Annotated in this window: 16 protein-coding genes and 1 pseudogene; 6 read left to right on the plus strand and 11 right to left on the minus strand. The window is 72.2% G+C overall.

Annotated features, from left to right (window positions below; translation table 11 throughout):
- Positions 1–803: 803 nt before the first annotated feature.
- Positions 804–1,252: pseudogene (locus tag AC4OR8_RS02115) on the plus strand (acyl-CoA dehydrogenase family protein).
- A gap of 319 nt (positions 1,253–1,571) precedes the next feature.
- Here AC4OR8_RS02115 and AC4OR8_RS02120 read toward each other — a convergent pair.
- From AC4OR8_RS02120 to AC4OR8_RS02130, 3 genes are all read right to left on the minus strand, one after another.
- The gene (locus tag AC4OR8_RS02120; protein WP_492163919.1) at positions 1,572–4,391 is read right to left on the minus strand and encodes an amidase; all 2,820 of its coding nucleotides are present in this window, start codon (positions 4,389–4,391) and stop codon (positions 1,572–1,574) included.
- A gap of 234 nt (positions 4,392–4,625) precedes the next feature.
- A complete protein-coding gene (locus tag AC4OR8_RS02125) occupies positions 4,626–4,937 on the minus strand; it encodes a helix-turn-helix domain-containing protein (RefSeq protein ID WP_492163920.1) in 312 nt (103 codons plus the stop codon).
- A complete protein-coding gene (locus AC4OR8_RS02130; RefSeq protein ID WP_492163921.1) occupies positions 4,924–6,429 on the minus strand; it encodes an APC family permease in 1,506 nt (501 codons plus the stop codon). Before AC4OR8_RS02130 ends, AC4OR8_RS02125 begins: the two co-directional genes overlap by 14 nt.
- A gap of 129 nt (positions 6,430–6,558) precedes the next feature.
- Here AC4OR8_RS02130 and AC4OR8_RS02135 point away from each other — a divergent pair, with 129 nt between their 5' ends.
- The 3 genes from AC4OR8_RS02135 (at position 6,559) to AC4OR8_RS02145 (ending at position 8,965) form a co-directional block, all read left to right on the plus strand.
- Positions 6,559–7,464: a helix-turn-helix transcriptional regulator gene (locus tag AC4OR8_RS02135; protein WP_492163922.1), complete on the plus strand. Its 906-nt coding sequence runs from the start codon at positions 6,559–6,561 to the stop codon at positions 7,462–7,464.
- A 171-nt stretch (positions 7,465–7,635) separates the two neighbouring features.
- On the plus strand, positions 7,636–8,511 hold the full coding sequence (locus tag AC4OR8_RS02140; protein ID WP_492163923.1) for a quinone oxidoreductase family protein: 876 nt from the start codon (positions 7,636–7,638) through the stop codon (positions 8,509–8,511).
- Between the two features lie 58 nt (positions 8,512–8,569).
- Positions 8,570–8,965: a (R)-mandelonitrile lyase gene (locus tag AC4OR8_RS02145; protein ID WP_492163924.1), complete on the plus strand. Its 396-nt coding sequence runs from the start codon at positions 8,570–8,572 to the stop codon at positions 8,963–8,965.
- 223 nt (positions 8,966–9,188) lie between these two features.
- Here the strand turns inward: AC4OR8_RS02145 and AC4OR8_RS02150 are convergent, their stop codons facing one another.
- From AC4OR8_RS02150 to AC4OR8_RS02160, 3 genes are all read right to left on the minus strand, one after another.
- Positions 9,189–9,554 (minus strand): cyclophilin-like fold protein, encoded by a 366-nt coding sequence (locus tag AC4OR8_RS02150; protein ID WP_492163925.1) that lies wholly within the window; start codon positions 9,552–9,554, stop codon positions 9,189–9,191.
- Between the two features lie 245 nt (positions 9,555–9,799).
- Positions 9,800–10,324 carry a lipocalin-like domain-containing protein gene (locus AC4OR8_RS02155; RefSeq protein ID WP_492163926.1) on the minus strand — a complete coding sequence of 175 codons (525 nt, stop codon included), beginning with the start codon at positions 10,322–10,324 and terminating at the stop codon, positions 9,800–9,802.
- A gap of 105 nt (positions 10,325–10,429) precedes the next feature.
- The gene (locus AC4OR8_RS02160; RefSeq protein WP_492163927.1) at positions 10,430–11,467 is read right to left on the minus strand and encodes an alcohol dehydrogenase catalytic domain-containing protein; all 1,038 of its coding nucleotides are present in this window, start codon (positions 11,465–11,467) and stop codon (positions 10,430–10,432) included.
- A 333-nt stretch (positions 11,468–11,800) separates the two neighbouring features.
- On the opposite strand from AC4OR8_RS02160, the gene AC4OR8_RS02165 reads away from it, so the two are divergent.
- A complete protein-coding gene (locus AC4OR8_RS02165) occupies positions 11,801–13,027 on the plus strand; it encodes an MFS transporter (RefSeq protein ID WP_492163928.1) in 1,227 nt (408 codons plus the stop codon).
- A 73-nt stretch (positions 13,028–13,100) separates the two neighbouring features.
- Here the strand turns inward: AC4OR8_RS02165 and AC4OR8_RS02170 are convergent, their stop codons facing one another.
- Positions 13,101–13,259 carry a hypothetical protein gene (locus tag AC4OR8_RS02170; protein ID WP_492163929.1) on the minus strand — a complete coding sequence of 53 codons (159 nt, stop codon included), beginning with the start codon at positions 13,257–13,259 and terminating at the stop codon, positions 13,101–13,103.
- Between AC4OR8_RS02170 and AC4OR8_RS02175 the strand changes: the two genes are divergently transcribed.
- On the plus strand, positions 13,245–13,787 hold the full coding sequence (locus AC4OR8_RS02175) for a helix-turn-helix domain-containing protein (RefSeq protein ID WP_492163930.1): 543 nt from the start codon (positions 13,245–13,247) through the stop codon (positions 13,785–13,787). The two genes, AC4OR8_RS02170 and AC4OR8_RS02175, sit on opposite strands and share 15 nt — an antisense overlap.
- Before the next feature lie 60 nt (positions 13,788–13,847).
- On the opposite strand, the gene AC4OR8_RS02180 is transcribed toward AC4OR8_RS02175, so the two are convergent.
- The 4 genes from AC4OR8_RS02180 to AC4OR8_RS02195 form a co-directional block, all read right to left on the minus strand.
- The gene (locus AC4OR8_RS02180; RefSeq protein WP_492163931.1) at positions 13,848–14,600 is read right to left on the minus strand and encodes a sortase domain-containing protein; all 753 of its coding nucleotides are present in this window, start codon (positions 14,598–14,600) and stop codon (positions 13,848–13,850) included.
- Positions 14,597–15,766, minus strand: a complete 1,170-nt coding sequence (locus AC4OR8_RS02185; protein ID WP_492163932.1) for an alpha/beta hydrolase family protein — start codon at positions 15,764–15,766, stop codon at positions 14,597–14,599. Before AC4OR8_RS02185 ends, AC4OR8_RS02180 begins: the two co-directional genes overlap by 4 nt.
- A 59-nt stretch (positions 15,767–15,825) precedes the next feature.
- Complete coding sequence (locus tag AC4OR8_RS02190) at positions 15,826–16,710, minus strand: hypothetical protein (protein ID WP_492163933.1); 885 nt, start codon at positions 16,708–16,710, stop codon at positions 15,826–15,828.
- Positions 16,711–16,829: 119 nt separating this feature from the next.
- Positions 16,830–17,552 (minus strand): GNAT family N-acetyltransferase, encoded by a 723-nt coding sequence (locus AC4OR8_RS02195; protein WP_492163934.1) that lies wholly within the window; start codon positions 17,550–17,552, stop codon positions 16,830–16,832.
- Positions 17,553–17,631 lie beyond the last annotated feature (79 nt).

Here is a 17,631-nt window from a genome sequence, read left to right on the forward strand (position 1 = left end):
CTCCGTCCTGACGTGCGTTGGGCCGGGTCGCACGATGCTGCCGTCCATGCCGTTCCTTCTCGTCTCTGCCCGATGTTGCTCGAAGACGGTCTGTGCCTTGATGTGGCCGAGCCTTGAAGAGCCCATCTGCCCGGCGGTTGGCCCGCACGCCCGGTTGGGCGGGTTAGACGGCGGGTGATTTCACCCTTGTCTTAGCAAGCGAACTGGGCAGATGCGTCGAACGAACCGCTCTGGCTGCCCGGCTGCACCACGGTGGTCGCCCACGCCCACCCAGAGCCAGCGGGTCGTTCATCACTGACGTGGTGTCTCGCTACAACTCGTCGCCCATACGCGACGGCAGCCATTCCGCCATCGCTGGGCACAGGATGAGGATGACCAGGAACAACTGGCTCAGCGGGAGGGCATGACCACTGCCATCATGACGTCCCCTGCGCGTGATGACGTGTCCGTGGCGTAGGTCGTCTTCCCTGACGATCCTCAACATTATGAAGAGCAAAAACCCATTCGGGGCGTCACGATGGCAATCTCGCACAGGAGCACACGAACACCCCGAAGACGAATGGCGAGACACCAGCGCTCTCGACCTCCGGCATCAGGATGGGCACTGTCCACAAGAACATGGTTACGTTCTTGGTGGGGGGAAGTCCGGGTTCGGCGAGACCGCCCAGGGCGTCACCATCCCCGGCAAGATCGACAAGATGGGCTACAAGGGCATCGACACCACCGAGATGGTGCTCGAGGGCCACCGCATCTCCGTCTGTCAGATCCTTGGTGGGAATACCGGCCAGGGCTCACACCAGATGATGGACGGCGTCGAGGTGGGCCGGGTCAATGTTGCCGCCGGCGCCGTCGGGATCGCCAACCGCGCTTTCGCACCGGGCATCGCCTACGCCCAGCAGCGCGAGACGTTCGGCAAGCCGATCGCGGAGCACCAAGCCATCCTCTTCCGCCTGCGGAGATGGCGACCAAGGCCAAGACGTCCCACGCGCTGATGGTGCGCTCGGCCCGCACGAAGGACGACGGGGAACGCAACGACGTCGAGGCCGGAATGGCCAAGATGGGCGCCCCGGAGTACTGCAACGAGGTCCCAGGACTCCCTTCCGAATCCACGGCGGCTTCGGCTACTCGAAGGGGTACGAGATCGAAGCGTCTTTACCGCGAGGCCGCTTTCATGCTCATCGGCGAGGGCACCTCCGACATCCAGAAGAGGATCACCGGTCGCAGCCTCCTGAAGAACTACAAGCTGACTTGAGCCGTGCGCCGTCGAACGCACGCCAGGCGAGACCGCGCAGGTCGTCACCGGTTTGGGTGCCGCGGGGGTTGAGGGCGGCCCCGCACCCCTCGGGGTGCGGGGCCGCCGCAGTGTCGTCGTCACCGATCAGCGCCGCGTGACCCCCACCACCTCCAGGCCGCGGGCCCACTCTTCGGATGCAACCAGATCAGGTGCTAACGACCCGGCCCCGCTACTCCTGTCGTCGCGCCGGAGAAGGGGGCACGACGCGACTGCGGCACCCCCCACCCGGTGGACAGCACCGTCTTGAGGACAGCGCCGCCCACGACGAGACGGCACATCAGCGTCGGACGGTGACATTGATGGGGCGGGTGACCGAATGGGTGCCACCGGTGCCGGTGAAGGTGACGCCGAGGACCACGTCCCTGCCCCGGCGGAGCTTCGTCGTCGCCGCCCTGGTCAGCTCTACGGTGACCCTCCGCTGGGCGCCAGCTGGGACTCGGACGTCCTGGGCGTGGATCCGCTGGTCCCGGACGCTGACCCGCATCCTGCTGGTGCAGACGCTCGCCGCGCTGGCGCAGCCCACGCGCAGGACAGCCGCGGCGTTGCTGCGTCCGGTGAGTGTCGCGGTCACGGTCTTGCTGAGGACCGTCGGGCGACGTACCTCAGGCGTGACGGGCTCCAGGGGCTCGACCGGGTCGGGCACCGCGTCCGCGTCGTACTCCAGGGCAGGCGTGACGGTGGGCAGCACCCGGCCGTCGGCGATCTGCTCGAAGGCGTACACCATGCCCAGGAGCTCGGCGTCCTGGAACGCCTTCCCCTGCAGCTGGAACCCGATGGGCGTGCCGTGGGAGTTCGTCCCTGCGGGGAAGATGGCCGTCGGCACGCCCGATGCGGACGACTCCGGGTCTCGACGTCCGAAGCTGTTTCCGGTGGAGTCGTTGAGGTGGATGTCGCTCAGGCCCGCCGGGTACAGGACCGCGTCGATGCCGTTGTCGTCCATCCAGGTCGCCAGCACATCGCGGTAGCGTGCGCGCCAGGCCTCGAAGTCGCGCTGCTGCTGGTCGGTCATCTCGGCCGTGCCCGGCGAGACGGCACTGATGTCCACGGGCGCGTCCGGGTGCGCCTCGAACCACTGGATCCAGCCCTCACGCCCCGTGCTGCCGAAGTCGCCACGGGCCGGTGCGGGCGGCGCCGCCGGGATCTCCTTGATCGTCGCGCCCGCCGCCTCGAAGGTGGCGAACTGGGCCCGCAGCGCGTCGCTGGTCTCCGTGGTGCCGAACGGGTCGTTGTAGGCCCCTGCCGGGATGCCGAGGACCTTGCCCCGCAGGGCGTCGGCGGTGAAGTACTCGGACCAGTCCTGGGGCCGGTTGCCGTTGGCCACGTCGTCCAGGACGTCGTCGGGGTTGTCGACCGCTGCGACATCGAGCAGCAGGGCGAGGTCCTCCACCGACTGGGTCATGAAGCCGACGTAGTCCTGGATGATGGTCAGGGGCATGACGCCGGCGCTGGACTGCATGCCGTCGGTGCCGCGCAGGGAGTACAGGCTGCCGGCCCACGACGGGCCCCACAGGGAGTCGCCGGTCTGGGTGCCCATGGCCGCGGCGCCGAAGCTGGACGCGATCGCGGCACCGGAGCCGCCGCTCGACCCGATCGTGCTCTTGGAGGGGTCGAAGGCGTTCCACACCTGGCCGAAGTGGCTCTCGCTGAAGTGACCGCTGAAGGCGAACCGGGAGAGGTTGGCCTTGCCGATGATGATCGCGCCGGCCTCGCGCAGCTTCTTGATCTGCCAGGCGTCGTCGGCCGGGGTCCATCCGTCGAACAGGAGGGACCCACCGGTGGTGGGCATGTCCTTGGTGTCGATGATGTCCTTGGCCAGGATCGGCACCCCGAGCAGCGGCCGGGTGTCGCCGTCCCTGCGGGCCGCGTCGGCCGCGCGGGCCTGCTGCATCGCGTCGGGCGCCACCGAGATCACCGACTTGAGGCCGAAGGGGCCGCGGTCGTACGCCGCGATGCGGTCGAGGTAGGCACGCACGACCTGTTGCGAGCTGGTCCGGCGGGCGTCCATGTCGGCGACCAGGGTGGTGATGTCCTTGCCGATGACGTCGTACGGCGACGTCGTCCTGACCGTCTCGGCCTGCACCGCGCCCGTGACGTCGTTCTGGATGGGCTCGGTCGCCACCGTCGCGCAGTCGGCGTCGTCCACGCCCAGGGTGGCCAGGTCGTAGTTGACGACCGAGCAGACCTCGCTGACGCTCAGCCCGTCGACGTCCGGGGCCGTGACCAGCCGCTCGGCGGCCGTCTCGACGAACTCGACCTCCGACCCGGCGGCCGGGACGGGCGCGCCCCCGAGGGCTCGCACCTCGGAGCGCCCGGCGACGACGTACCTGACCAGCGAGGCGGTGTCGCCGGGCTCGATGACGAGCTCGCTCATGAAGGCGGGGTGGTTGGCCTCGTCCCCTGCGGGCGCCAGGTCGTTGGTGAACGGGTCGCGCAGGAAGTTGCCCATCCGGGCGAGGGCCTCCGGTGTGCCGGTCTCGCCGGCCACGGTGGCCGACGGGCCGTTGTTGCTCGCCGAGCCCGGGCCGTTCGACGGGGAGTACCAGGCGGCCCAGGTGTCGCCCGGGGTGATGGCCGCGTCGCCTGAGGAGGTGCCTGCGATCGCGGTCTGGTTGACGCCGGTGTTGTAGCCGAGCTGGCCCCCGAACGCCACGTCGACGGTGACCGGCCGCTGCGTCGTGTTGGTGAAGGAGTCGAGGAAGCGGCCGTAGTTGTCGGCCCGGTCGACGGTCAGCTCGCGCTGCACGACGACACCGTCGAGCTTGACGCCCTGGGTGGTCGCGAACGTGTCGCGGCCGTCGTAGGTCAGCCCGAACCCGCGCAGCAGGATGCCGTTGAGGCGGCTCGAGCCGCCGGCGACCTCCACCCTGAGGCCGCCGTACCCCTGCAGCGCGTTCGCCGCCGTGCGGGTGACGCTGCCGGTGTCGAGACCGGGGATGGCGGCGTCGTGGACCCGCCAGGTGTCACTGCGTGCCACGGTCACGGTGTTGAGGCCCTGCGCCGGCACGACGCCGAGCGCGGACAGGGCCAGCCCGGCGACCAGCGCCGGAGGGACGAGACGACGACCGCGACTGGGCCGCTGGTCCAACTTGCGGGACATGGTTCTCCTTCGATCGAGCCGGACGAGGCATGAGATGGCGGGCACGCGAGAGCACCGAGGTGGACGTCGCATCACCGTGGCCCCCGGTCGACCCGGCTCGGCGGAGCAGGTGGGCGGGACGCCACGACCAGTAGAGCGACCTCAAGTCACCGGGCCGTTCCGCACGCATTGACCTCGTGTGCGTCCAAATGAGAATCGTCCCGGGCAGCGGCTCACCCCCCTCGCCCCCGAGGGCTACTCCCGCCCCACCTCGGCGGGCCGGTCCCGACCCTCCGTGAGGTGGGAGATCGCCGGGAGGTGCGAGAGCGCCCGCACCCGCTCTCCGATGACGAACCCACGCAGGTCGGGGGTGCGCGCGAGGTACTCGTTGGCGACGAGGTGCTTGACGATGCGGTAGACGGTCGCCTGGGAGAGAGGGAGGGCCTCGGTCAGCTCCCGCGCGGTGACACCCGGGCCGATGCGGGCGACCGCCTCGAGCACGGCGAAGGCGTTGTCGACAGCAGCTGGTTGCCTCGCCAGGAAGCCGTGCGAGTCAGAGCTCGGCACGGGCGTCGGACCGTCCCCCGGGCGGGAGGAGCACGGCAGAGGCCAGTGCTTCTTCGTGCATCCCGACGTAGCGGTCGCCAAGACCGTCCGCCCGCTCGGCGAGGCGCCGCATCAGCAGCCCGGTGGCCGCGGCGGCGCCCAGCAGGCCAAGCCCCAGGTATCGGCCGTCCCGCAGCTCGGAGACCAGCTCGTTCGCGGCCACCGCTGCGGCGGTGACCCCGCCGACCGCGGCGGCGACCACCGTGACCGGGGACAGCTCGTCGATCGACCGGAGGAAACGGATCAGGGACGCAGCGGTCAGCGCGTAGGCAGTGCAGACCACGACGCCGGTCGACTCCTTCAGCTGCCAGGAGAACGTCCCGGGGTCGTTGCCCACGAACAACCCGACGGCCGGCGGCAGCAGCGCGAGCGGCAGGACCGTCCAGACGGCGGCCATCGGGATGCCTCGGCCGTTGACCCGACCCAGCGCCTGGGGCAGCACCCCCTCACGGGCGAGGGAGAACAGCAGCCGCGCCGAGGCCGACCACACGCACACGGCGAGCGCCACCAGCGACCAGGCGAGGACCAGCAGCACGAGGGCGTCGGCGACCGAGCGGTCTGCGCCCGGTGCGAACCACCGCCAGCTCCACACCGACGGCGTGCCTGCCGGCCGCGCGGTCGCCACGAGGTTGGCGAGACCGAAGAGCACCGCGGCGAGCACCAGGCTGGAGCGCAGTGCGAACGGCACCTCGACCATCGGTCGCCCGGTCTCCAGCCCGAGCGACGCCGAGCTCTCGAAGGCGAGGGTGAGCATGACGATGAACGCCGCCCCCAGCCCGACCCGGGTGGGCGAGGCCCCCTCCAGGGACAGGGCCTGCCAGGACGGGAGCCCGTGACGCGCGGTCCACGTGCCGAGGACTGCGAACAGCACCACGAAGCTGACGACCTCCGCGACCAGCGCCGCACGTGTCGACCAGCGAATGCCCCTGCTGATCGCGTACACGCAGACGAGCGCACCCCCGACGAGGAGCACGACGGGGCGGACGTTCCCGGCGAGCAGGTCGACACCGCCCGAGCTCAGTGCGGCATCGGTGCGCCCGGCCGCGTCGGAGAGCCCGAAGCCGATCATCGCGGCGTACCCGATGACCAGGCCGCCTGCGGTCATGAGTGCGGGTAGTGGACCAAGGCCCTTGGCGACGAAGGTGTACAGTGTGCCGGCCGACCCGAACCGGGCCGCGAACTGGTTGACCACGAGGGCGAACAGCCCCACCAGGCCGTAGCCGAGGAGGGTGCTGACCCAGAACCCCGGCCCCACCAGGGTCGGGAAGGCCAGCCCCGAGCCGAGCGCCGTCAGGGACGGCACCAGGACCGCGACGGAGTGGGCGACCAGGTCGAGGGAGTCGACCTCGCGACGGGCCACGCCCTCGAAGACCGAGCGGTCGCGAAACCCCAGCGACGGGCGGGAGCCCTCCGGTCGAGGCGCAGGCGGGCGGTCGGGGCTGCTGTCTGACACCGGAGGAACCGTACGGACCGAATGTTTCGGCGCGGGTACGGCGTCCGGGTCGCGCACGGCGAAGGGGTGCACCCCCAGGGCACCCTTCGCCCCTCGGCTGGGAGGCCGCTGAACCGTAGGCTCGTGGGCGTGGACAACCGACAAGAAGTGCGGGACTTCCTGACCACCCGTCGCGCTCGGTTGACCCCCGAGCAGGTCGGCCTCCCGAGCACCGGCGCCCGACGAGTACCCGGGCTGCGTCGCAGCGAGGTGGCCACCATCGCGGGTCTCAGCGTGGAGTACTACGCCCGCCTCGAGCGTGGGCAGATCGCTGGCGCCTCCTCCGGTGTCCTCGACGCACTGGTCCGCGCCCTGCAGCTAGACGACACCGAGCGCGCCCACCTGCTCGACCTCGCTCGCGCGGCCGACGGCATCCCCACCTCGGGCCGCCCCCGCCGTCGACAGGCGGGGTCTTCCGCCCGCGCGGCATCCAGGCTCAGCCTGCAGTGGGCCCTCGAGGCGATCACCGACGGCGTGGCGTTCGTCCGCGACCCGCATCAGAACCTGCTGGCGGTCAACGCCCTGGGCAGGGCGTTCTACTCCCCCCTCATCGGCGACGGCGGACGCGTTCCCAACCTGGCCCGGTTCCAGTTCCTCGACGCCGCCTCCCGCGAGTTCTACCCGGACTGGGAGCTCTTCGCCGAGATGTGCGTCGGCATCATGCGCACCGAGGCCGGCCGCGACCCCCACGACCGCGGGCTGCAGGACCTCGTCGGCGAGCTGTCCACCTGCAGCGAGACGTTCCGCCGGCTGTGGGCCGCCCACGACGTGCGCACGCACGGTGCCGGCACGAAACGCTTCCACCACCCCGTCGTCGGGGAGCTGACCTTGGTCTACGAAGAGCTGGCCATCACGGCCGAGCCGGGTCTCGTGCTCCTCGTCTACACCGCCGAACCCGGCTCCCCGTCGGCCGAGAGACTGCGACTCCTCGCCTCCTGGGCAGCACCCAGCACCGCCTTCCCGGTCGACTCGACCCGGCCCGCCCCCGAGCGCTAGTCGCCCGCGCCCGGCCCCGCCCCACCCCGTCGGTGACGGGGGCCGCCATCGACCCCGACGAACCCACCCCGAAGGAGAACGACCTTGTCCGAGATGTCTGTCCTCGCCCCGACCCGTCAGCGCATGTGGGTCGAACGCACCCGGGAGGTCCCCGCACCCACGGCCGGGCAGGTGTTGATCCGTTCCGCGTTCGTCGCCGTCAACAACGCCGACGTGAGCGGCATGGACCGCGCCACCGAGATCGACGAGGACTCCGTGGTCGGCTACGAGACCGCCGGTACCGTCGTCGCCGTCGGACCGGACCTCGACGAGGCCCTCATCGGCACGCGGGTGGCTGCCTGCACGCCGTCGTCCTTCGCCCAGTTCGTCGCAGCGGACGTTCGCCACACCCTCCCGTTCCCGGACGACTTCCCGCTGGACCAGGCCGCGGCACTACCGACTGCCCTCCTGACCGAGCACGGAGCGCTGCGCGCCGGCGGGTTCCGAGCGGGGCAGACCGTGCTCGTCACCGGGGCGTCCTCCGCCATCGGGCTGGTCGGGGTGCAGGTGGCCAAGGCTCTGGGAGCGCGCACGGTCATCGCGACGACCCGGTCGGCCGACAAGGTCGGGCTGCTCCGTGACGTGGGCGCCGACCACGTCGTCCTCAGCGGTGATCGCCTCTCCGAGGAGGTCCGCGAGCTCACCGACGGGGTCGGGGTCGACCTGGTGCTCGAGCACGTCGCGGGAGACGTGCTGGGCCAGGCCGTCGCGGCGTGCCGGCGTCACGGGACGGTCGTGCAGATGGGCCGACTCGGGGGTCCGTCCTCCGTGCTCGACGTGGACGCCCTGTCCTTCGGGCGGGTCACCCTCGTCGGCGTCTCGTTCGGCGAGGACGACGAGCTCGCCGAGCTGCTCGGGACGGTGCGTGAGCTCGTGCTGCCCTCGGTCGTCGACGGTCAGGTACGACCGGTCGTCGACAGTGTCATCCCCTGGGCCCAGGCAGCCGACGCGGCCGACCGTGTGCGGCGCGGACTCTCCGTCGGCAAGGTCGTCCTCGCCCTCCCCTGACCCGGCGGGGCGGCCCGGACGGACACACGCCCCAGTTCAGACCACCTGGAGGAAACACATGTTGCTCATCACGAGCGGCGGGCAGACCGCCACCGGCCCCGCCGACTGGTTCACCGGCACCGTCTACATCGACGGCATCCGCAACGCTGACGACCAGTCGGCTGTGGGTTGTGCCCACGTCCGGTTCACGCCCGGGGCCCGCACCGCCTGGCACTCCCACCCCCGCGGACAGACCCTGTACGTGACCGACGGCATCGGATACGTCGCCCGCCGTGGCGGCGACGTGCAGGAGATCCGTCCCGGTGACGTGGTCTTCATCGAGCCCGGTGAGGAGCACTGGCACGGGGCGACCGCCGACCGGTTCATGGCCCACGTCGCCATCCAGGAGGCTGACGAGGACGGCCAGGTCGTCACCTGGCTCGACCACGTCAGCGATGAGGAGTACGGCGCCTGACCCGGACCGCCACGGTGTGGTGCGGCACCCACGACGAGGCCCCCGGGCCGCGGGCTCTCGCCCTGGGCTGGACCCGCCGGTGTCGCCACTGCGAGCCACGACCCGCGGTCGACTGTCTCCTGGTGGGAGAGGCGCTCGCCCGACTCGGTGTCGGAGTCGTGAACGTGCTACGGGTCCACCGGATCGTCCGGACCGGATCGACGATCACCGGCCTCCGCGGTCGTCACACCTGGCCACCAGGGGCCGACACGGTGACGGTCACGTCGCCACCGATGCCAGCGATGCGCTCGGCGGCGTCCCCGTCGAAGCGTCCCAGCACGACGATGCCCGCGAAGTAGGACTGGTCGCCGTAGTAGAGGACGAGGTCGTTGCCAGGGGCGTAGTAGCCGAGGTCACCGACAGCGGGGTCGGCTCCGTCCGGCTGACCCTCGACGGACAGCTCAGCAGGGAGAGGCCCGGTCTTCTCGACCCCACCGTGGTCGGTCATGTCGACGGTCACCGGCAGCTGGGCGAGCAGGTCGCGGGCCGCGGCGCTGTCGTCGAGGGTCGCGGTGAACTGGTCCTCGCCGATCCTGATCTCGATCTGCATCTCGTCCTCCTCCCGGGCCCGCGGCTGCACGGGTCCCGCCTGCTGGTCGGGTGCCGCGGGTCCTGATGGCGCGGGCGACCGGGGGGACGACGACGCCGTGATGGTCGTCCCCCCCGCTGAGTCGTCCCCCGTGCCGCCCGAGGGTCCGCAGGCCGAGGCCAGCACCACCGCCCCGGCCATGAGCAGGGCCTTGGTCACGCTGCGTGCCGGGTCGCTCGCCCTCTCGCCTCCGGTGCGGCCGGCGTTCACCGGACGCGCTCGTACGTGACTCGCCAGCCCTCGGACGGGTCGGCCGGCGTCAGGACCAGCTGGCGGCGGGTGACCTCGAAGTTGCGTGTCAGGCGCTGACCGATGAGATCACGCACCGCGGCGGAGGACACCCGGATCGTGAACATGCCTTCCTTCTGGTCGACCGCTACCGGACCGTAGTAGGCCTCGTAGCCGTCGACCGTGTACGGCGTGTCCGCCGCACTCGTGTCCGGGTTCATCGCCTGGACCGCGAGGGTGCCCGCCCGCGTGAAGACGAGCTGCCCGCTGTAGGGAACTTGCTCGTAGGCGCCGTCGACGGTGACCTGCAGCGACGTCATGCGCCACTGACCGGTCAGCGGTCCGGGTCGGCGATCGTGCGCCGCAGCTGAGGGCGTCGCGACCGGGGCGGCGTCAACGGTCGCGCTACTGCGTGCGATCGGTGCACTGAGGGCGAGCACGGCGCTGGTGAGGACCAGCAAGAGGGTGGTGGCGAGGGACGTGCGTCCCAGCTTGGTGGTCATCGAGGTCGACATCCTTCTCGTGGTTCTGCGGCGGCGCCGGTGCGCTGCCGTCGGGTGGTCGTCGTGCGGCGGGCCCGGCCGTGGTCCGGCCGTGTCCGCCGGCCGTCACGGCTTCAGCAGGACCTTGAGGGTGCGGCGCTCGTCCATGTCGGCGTAGCCCTGGGCGACGCCGTCGAGGCCGACCGTGGCGTCGAAGACCCTGCCGGGCTCGATCGAGCCGTCGAGGATCGGCGGGAGGAGCTCCTCCATGTAGGCCCGGCTCGGGGCGGGTCCCCCGGTGAGGGTGACGTTGCCGCCGAAGAGGCTGGCGAAGCCCACGGGGGCGTCCTCGTACTGCGGGACCCCGACGCGGCTGATCGTGCCGCCGGGGCGGACGACGCCGAAGGCCTGCTCGTAGGCAGGCATGTGGCCCACCGCCTCGAGCACGACCTGGGTGCCGAAGCCGCCGGTGAGCTCGCGCACCGCGTTCACGCCCTCCTCGCCGCGCTCGGCGACGACGTCGGTCGCGCCGAACTCGCGTCCCAGGTCGGTGCGCGAGGTGTGGCGGCCCATGAGGATGATCTGTTCGGCGCCGAGCCGCTTGGCGGACAAGACGGCGAGCAGCCCGACCGCACCGTCACCGATCACCGTGACGGTGCTCCCCTGGGTGACGCCGCCGCGCACCGCGGCGTGGTAGCCGGTGCCGAAGACGTCGGAGATCGTGAGCAGCGACGGCATGAGGGCGGAGTCGGCGGCGACCGGGAGCTTGAAGAGGGTGCCGTCGGCCAGCGGGACGCGGATGGCCTCGGCCTGACCGCCCTCCTGCGGGAGCATGTCCCAGAAGGACCCCTTCTCGCACGAGGTCTGCAGCCCCGCGCGGCAGAACTGGCAGGTGCCGCAGGAGTAGGCGAAGGGGGCGACCACGAGGTCGCCCCTGCTCAGGCTGGTGACCTCGTTGCCGACGTCCTCGACGACGCCGATGAACTCGTGGCCCATGTGCGCGGGTGCGCTGTCGGCTGGCATGGAGTGGTACGGGTGCAGGTCGCTGCCGCAGATGCAGGACGCGGTGATCCGCACCAGGGCGTCGCTCGGCTGCTCGACGCGGGAGTCCCGGACGTCCTCCACCCGGACGTCGCCGGGGCCGTACATGAGCGTGGCTCGCATGGTGTCTCCTGAGGTCTGGGGTGCTGGGGCCCGGGTCGCGGCCCTCGGCCGGCCGGGGTGCCGGCCACGGGAGTGGTCGCCACCGGGTCTGCTCACCGAGTAGACCCGAGCCTCGCGCGCGCAGGGAGTCACTGCGGTGACGTGCACTGCCAATACGCCCCTCGCCAGGGACTTCCACGCGGGTGACGACGCGGCTTGGCTGGTCCTCGTTCATCGCACGACCGTCCACCACCCCAGGACGACCGCCACCGCAACCCCGGAACAGGAACCCTGATGTCCCACCCGTCCCCCTCCACCGACCAAGGGCCCCAACGGTCTGGACGACCCGACCGGTTGCCGCTCGCGGTCTACGTCCTCGCCCTGGGCACGTTCCTGATGGGCACTACGGAGTTCATCGTCGCGGGCCTGCTGCCCGAGCTGGCTGCCTCCTTCGGCGTCTCGGAGGGCCGGGCGGGGTTGTCGATCACCACCTTCGCCGTCGGCATGATCGTGGGAGCCCCGACCATGCCACTGCTCACGCTGCGCCTGCCTCGAAGCACCACCTTGGTGCTCGCCCTGGCCCTGTTCGCCGCCGCCCACGTGGCGTCGGCCCTGACCGACGACTTCACCGTCCTCCTCGTCAGCCGGGTCGTGTCCGGGGTCGCCACCGGGTGCTTCTGGGGCATCGCGGCTGTCGTCGCCAACGGGCTCGTCGGACCCCAGCGCAGCTCCAGCGCCCTCGGTATCGTCGTCGGTGGCGGCATGCTGGCCACCGTCCTCGGAGTGCCGCTGGGTTCGTTCGCCGGTCAGCTCATCGGCTGGCGCGGGCCGTTCTGGGCGCTGGCCGCGCTCGCAGTGGCTGCAGCCGTCGCCATCGTCACCCTGGTGCCCTCCGACGTGGAGCGCGCGCACGATCCCACGATCGCCTCGGAGGTGCGCGCCCTCGCCTCGGCGCCGCTCTGGCTGACCCTGGCGACGTGCGCCGCGGTCAACGCCGGGGTCCTGTCGGTCTACAGCTTCATCTCGCCCCTGCTCACCGGTCGCACCGGGCTCTCCGGCTCCCTGGTGCCGCTCGCGCTCGTCCTCTTCGGCGTGGGTGCCCTGGCCGGCAACGTCCTCGGAGGACGGCTCGGCGACACGCGCCCGTTCCGTACGCCCCTGGTGACCGCGGCGGTCAGCCTCGCAGCGATGGTCCTGTTGTGCTTCGTCTCGACCTCGCCCGCTTGGACCCTCGCCGTGTTCGCACTGCTGGGAGCGGTGGGCCTCTCGGCCAACCCCGTGCTGCTCTCCCTGGTCTCGCGCTACGGGGTCGCCGGTTCGACGCTGCCCAACGCGATGGCGCCGGCCATGTTCAACCTCGGCACCGCGATGGGCACCGCCGTCGCGGCACGCACCCTCGACGGACCGGCCGGCCCGCTCGGCCCGCTCGCGGTCGGCGTGGGCTTCGGCATCCTGGTCTTCGTGCCGCTCGGCGCCCTCATCTGGACCCGACACCGCAGCGACGCCGCCCTGTCCCCGAACGCGGGCAGCGATGGTCGCCCCACGGCAGACCATCCCCGGGTCGAGGTGACCTGCAGGTGACGGGTCGGCCCGGGTCGCGTCCGCTCGTCGAGACCCGCGGGCACGATTCGGAGCCGTTCCCCAGGAGCGCAGCTCAGAGCGCGGCGTAGAGCGCTTCCTCGAAGGCCTCGTCCTGGTCGACGAGGACAGCGGCGAGGAGGAGCGTCTGGTCGCCGCAGCGGCGCTCGGCCTGCAGCCACGACGTCGTTACCGTGCTGTCGCGGCGCCGCTCTTCGCGGTGTGGGACGAGCACCCCGACGGACCCGAGGACGTCGTGCCGACCCGGTACGGCTCGATCCACACCCTGCTGCTCCCGGGGTCGGTCGTCGCACTCGCGGCCAGCCCGGTCGGCATCGGCGTGGCAGCCGAGATCGACCGGCTCGACCACTCCTTCCGCACCTCCCTCGTGGCGCTGCGGCTGTGCACCCCACCGCGTGTGCCGTCGGTGTGCGCCGACGAGTTCGGCGGCCTGATCGGTCTGCTGGCAGACGCGCACAGCGACTGTCCACAGCCCGACGTCGACCGGATCGCCGCCGTCGCCCGGCACCCCTGGGGCGCCGACACCCTCGACGCGATCGTCCGCACCGCCTCGGCGCGCCAGGCGGCCCGCGACGTCGGCGTCCACCACAGCACCATGCAGACCCGGCTCGACGCCGTGGCCGACGCCCTCGGCTTCGACCCCTACGACGGGTTCGGTCGCACCCGCCTGGGGACCGCCTACCTCCTGTGGCGCCTGCAGAGCTCCCGGGTCCTCGAGCTGCCGGCGCCGTCGAGACGGTGACCAGGCCCGGCTGGGCCGGCAGACGTGGCGCACACGGAGCGGGGTCGCCGGGCGCAGGCCCTACAGCGGTTGCGACTCGACGAGGACCCCGATCTTGTCGATGCGGTGCTCGGGGTTCCCCAGCTCGTCACGCCAGTAGTTCCCCTCGGCGCTGTCCTCCTGGGTCGCGCAGGTGGAGATGGTGATCATCGCCCGCGTCGGGGCCACCCCCGGCCGTCCGGGAACGGCAGCGCGCTGCCTCGCCAGTGATCGCGGCGAGCGGAACGAGGTCTCCCTGGTCCGAGTCACCCGGTAGACGTAGCGGTGGCCACGGGTCTCCACCACGACCTCCTGCCCCTCCCGCAGGCGCGGGAGGAGAAGCAGTGGCCCGCCAGCCGAGTTCCGGTGTGCCGTGACCTGGTAGTTGCCGATGCCCCCTGGACCCACGCCACCCGTTTCCCCGTGGGGACTCGCCGCCACCCCCCGGTCCTGGATCACCGTGCCCGCCCGGTCATCGGTGCGTCCACGGTAGGAGCGAACCGGAAGGTCGCTGACGCCGATCGCGGCGATGCTCATCGCTGCCGGGCGCGGGCGCCCGTCGCTCGCGGCCGGCGCGGGCGGCGCGGGCGGCTCGGTCCCGGGGCTCGGCGGGCGGTCACGCGCCGCGGCAGGACCTCGTGCGTCGGCGGCCGCCCGAGGCGCCGCCGACGTGGACGGCGGCGTGGACGGCGACGTGGACGGCGACGTCGGAGGACCAGACGTACAGCCGAGCACGAGCGAGGCAGCAGCGGCGGCGGCCAGGGCGGCCCCCGGAACCCGCCAGCGACCCGTCATCGCGGCCCACCGGCGTCGTCGAACGCGCTGCGCAGGAACACGTCGGTGTCCCGCATCGACTCCTCGAACCGGGGCCCGAAGGCGTGGTACTCGTCCTCGTACCACGCCAGCTCCGCGTCGACGCCCGCACCGACGAGGGCGTCGTGGGTCTCTCGCGCCCACCGCGGCGGGCACTCCTCGTCGCGGGTCCCGTGGATCATCAGCACCGGCTCCTCGATGCGCCCGACGTACGGCCGGGTCGACATGGCCCGCCAGGCCGCGCCGTTCACCGCCGGGACTCCGTGGCGATCGACGAACTCAGCCGCGAAGTCCGCACCGGGACCGCCCCAGCGGGCGTAGTTCTCGGACTCCAGGGACGACTGCCCGGAGTAGACGATGCCTGCGGCCACATGACCCGGGGCCATCTCGAGGGCCTGCAGGACCACGCTGCCGCCCATGGATCGGCCCATGATCGCCACGTCGTCGTCCCGGACCGGGAGGTCAGAGCGCCGCAGCGCCGACACGGCACCGAGGACGTCGACCGCGTAGCCGAGGTAGAGGCGGCGGACGAGCGACGGATCGTCGTCCGACTCGGCGTGCCCGCGGTAGTCGACGTGGAAGGACACGTACCCGCGTTCGGCGAGGAACCCGCGCTCACGGGTCATCCCCTGCCCGCGCACGTAGGTGTCGCGGTCGATCCAGCCGTGTGCGAGCACCACGGCGGGGAAGGGCCCGGGGCCCTCCGGGACGTTGAGCACCCCGGTGATCCGCAGCCCGTCGCTGCGGTAGCTGGCGTCGTAGGACACGTAGGCGGTGGTCCGCTCCCGCACCCGCCCGAGGCGGACCGAGGATGCCGTCACAGGCCGGTCGAAGTAGTCGGCCAGCGCCGGTGTCACCCGCGGCTGCTCGACCGGACGCGGGGTCGGCACCTGCGGGGTGGGCGGGTTCGAGCGGCTCGAGGCGGGCGGGTCGTCGGGCGAAGCACCCGCGTCCGGTGCCGCCGCCGACGTGGTTGCGTCGCCGACACCGCCCGGTTCCGGCGTACGGCCCGGTGAGCTGCAGCCGGTCAGCACCAGCAGCACTACGCCGAGGACCGCGCCGCGACGCAGGCCGTACGTGACCCGTCCGGAGGCCGCCGCCGGCGTCGTCAAGGACCGGACCGTGGTGACCTGCATCGTCGTGCCCATGGTGTGCACTCCTTCGTCTTGCCGAACGTTCGTCGTCTGAGCCGTGACGATCCCGGCCGTCACCGATCTGCCACCGCCCCAGGCCGTGCGTCGAACCCGAGGTGCACGTGATCGCGATGGAGGTCGTCAGCGAAGTGCACTCCTCCCGGGCCGTCGGCGTCGACCGGCCCGCCGATCTCGGTGCTGCCCAGCTCCCGCGCCGCGGCGAGGAACCGGAGGAGTACCGGGTCGTCGAACCTCATGTCGACGACCCGTCGGCCGTCGACGGCCCAGATGTCCACGGCCCTCCCGCGGGTGTGGTTGCTGAGCCCCGCGGCACCGAACACCTGGTCGGGGTGGCCGCTGCGCAGCACCGACACCGCCATCCGGTGGCCTCGGGCCAGCGCCAGCAGGAGGCCGCTGACCAGCGGGTCCACCGCTCCCGAGGCGAGGTCTGCGGCGGCGGCGTCGGGCAGCCGGACCCGCGGCTCCCGCACCAGCCGCGCAGCGGCGGACCCCGCCCGAGGGCGGTCGGGCACGCCGGCCGGGGCGGGTCGTAGACCGGTCACGGCCCAGCCGCCGTCGCGGCGAGCCAGCCGCACGTCGACCGTGACAGTGCGCCGCGCCAGGGCCGCCGACCCCGCGGGCTGCCAGACCTGCTCGACGACCACCATCACGCTGGCACGGGTCGCCGTCAGTCCGCCGTACTGCGGGTAGACGACGCTGCTCACCGCCGGCCGGCCGGGCGGGACCAGGGGGCCAGCGCCGCCCGCGAGCGACGGATCGGCGCCCACCGCCTCCAGCCGGGCGGCCGCGTCCGGGGAGTCCTCGTCGACCACCCCCAGCACTTCGAGGACGTCGACGGCGGCCCGCTTCACCTCGGGTGCGACCTCGTTCGGCCCGGGACGCCACGGCCGCGGCGAGGGCAGTGTCACGGCGTCGGCGACGGCCGCAGGGGACGACACCGTCACCCGGGTCGGCAACGCCTCGCCCGAACCACTGTGCAGCGGCCGCTCAGCCGCGCACCCGGTCAGCAGGGCGGCACCGCCCAGCAACAGGCCGCGCCGGCCGGCAGTGGGGAGGCTCACCGGCCGGGCACGGTGCGGGGGTCGATGCGGAAGCGGACGACCTCGTCACCGTCGCGGTCGACGTGCCGTCCCGCCTCCTCCCACGCACATCGTCGGTAGAAACCGGCCGCGCCCCCCGGCCCGGCCTTGGTGACGAGCTCGACCTGCCCCACCCCCGAGGCCGCGGCGCTGCGCAGGAAGCGCTGGGCGAGGAGGGTCCCGATCCCCTCGCCCCGCGCGTCGGGCACCACCACGATCGCCTCCAGGACCGCGACCGGACCCGTGGAGGCCGGCCCCTGGCCGGTCCCGGTCGGCGCGGGTCGTCCGGCGAGCCGCCGCAGGTAGCGGCGTGCGCGAGTGCGAACGAAGTCCGCGAGCAGCCGAGGGCGGCGCAGCAGGGCGAGACCACCGGCCACGGCCAGCCCGCGACGCTCGGCCAGGAGCCACGCCACGTTCGCCACCCGGTCGGTCGACCCGATCGCGAAACCCACCGGGATCCCGTCGTGCAGAGCCACGAAGCCGACGCCGTACGGCGAGGCGAGGTGGGCGCGGTGCCAGCGCTGGACGAACCGCACGCCGAGCCGCGGGAACAGCCCGTGCGGAAGCTCACGCACGTGCAGCGCGGCGGTCCACCCCTCGTGGGGGCGGGTGATCGCGGCGACGTCGATCCGGTCGGGTGCTGCGCTCGCCCGGACACCGAGGGCCTGGACCTCGTGCGGGACGGTCTGGTAGATGGTCACGGTGACCCCTCTCTGGGCAGCCGGGCGCTTCCCGGGTGCAGCCAGCGTGCTGCGCCAGCCTCAGAGCAACCTCAGAGCA

The organism is Nocardioides sp. FY1077, assembly GCF_058681775.1.

What these genes read in the sequence shown, in the direction of transcription:
- AC4OR8_RS02160 (WP_492163927.1), bottom strand. Translation starts at nt 11,467, where the DNA reads ATGCGAGCCACGCTCATGTACGGCCCCGGCGACGTCCGGGTGGAGGAC.
- AC4OR8_RS02180 (WP_492163931.1), bottom strand. Translation starts at nt 14,600, where the DNA reads ATGACGGGTCGCTGGCGGGTTCCGGGGGCCGCCCTGGCCGCCGCCGCT.
- AC4OR8_RS02185 (WP_492163932.1), bottom strand. Translation starts at nt 15,766, where the DNA reads ATGGGCACGACGATGCAGGTCACCACGGTCCGGTCCTTGACGACGCCG.
- AC4OR8_RS02120 (WP_492163919.1), bottom strand. Translation starts at nt 4,391, where the DNA reads ATGTCCCGCAAGTTGGACCAGCGGCCCAGTCGCGGTCGTCGTCTCGTC.
- AC4OR8_RS02150 (WP_492163925.1), bottom strand. Translation starts at nt 9,554, where the DNA reads ATGCAGATCGAGATCAGGATCGGCGAGGACCAGTTCACCGCGACCCTC.
- AC4OR8_RS02145 (WP_492163924.1), top strand. Translation starts at nt 8,570, where the DNA reads ATGTTGCTCATCACGAGCGGCGGGCAGACCGCCACCGGCCCCGCCGAC.
- AC4OR8_RS02155 (WP_492163926.1), bottom strand. Translation starts at nt 10,324, where the DNA reads ATGACCACCAAGCTGGGACGCACGTCCCTCGCCACCACCCTCTTGCTG.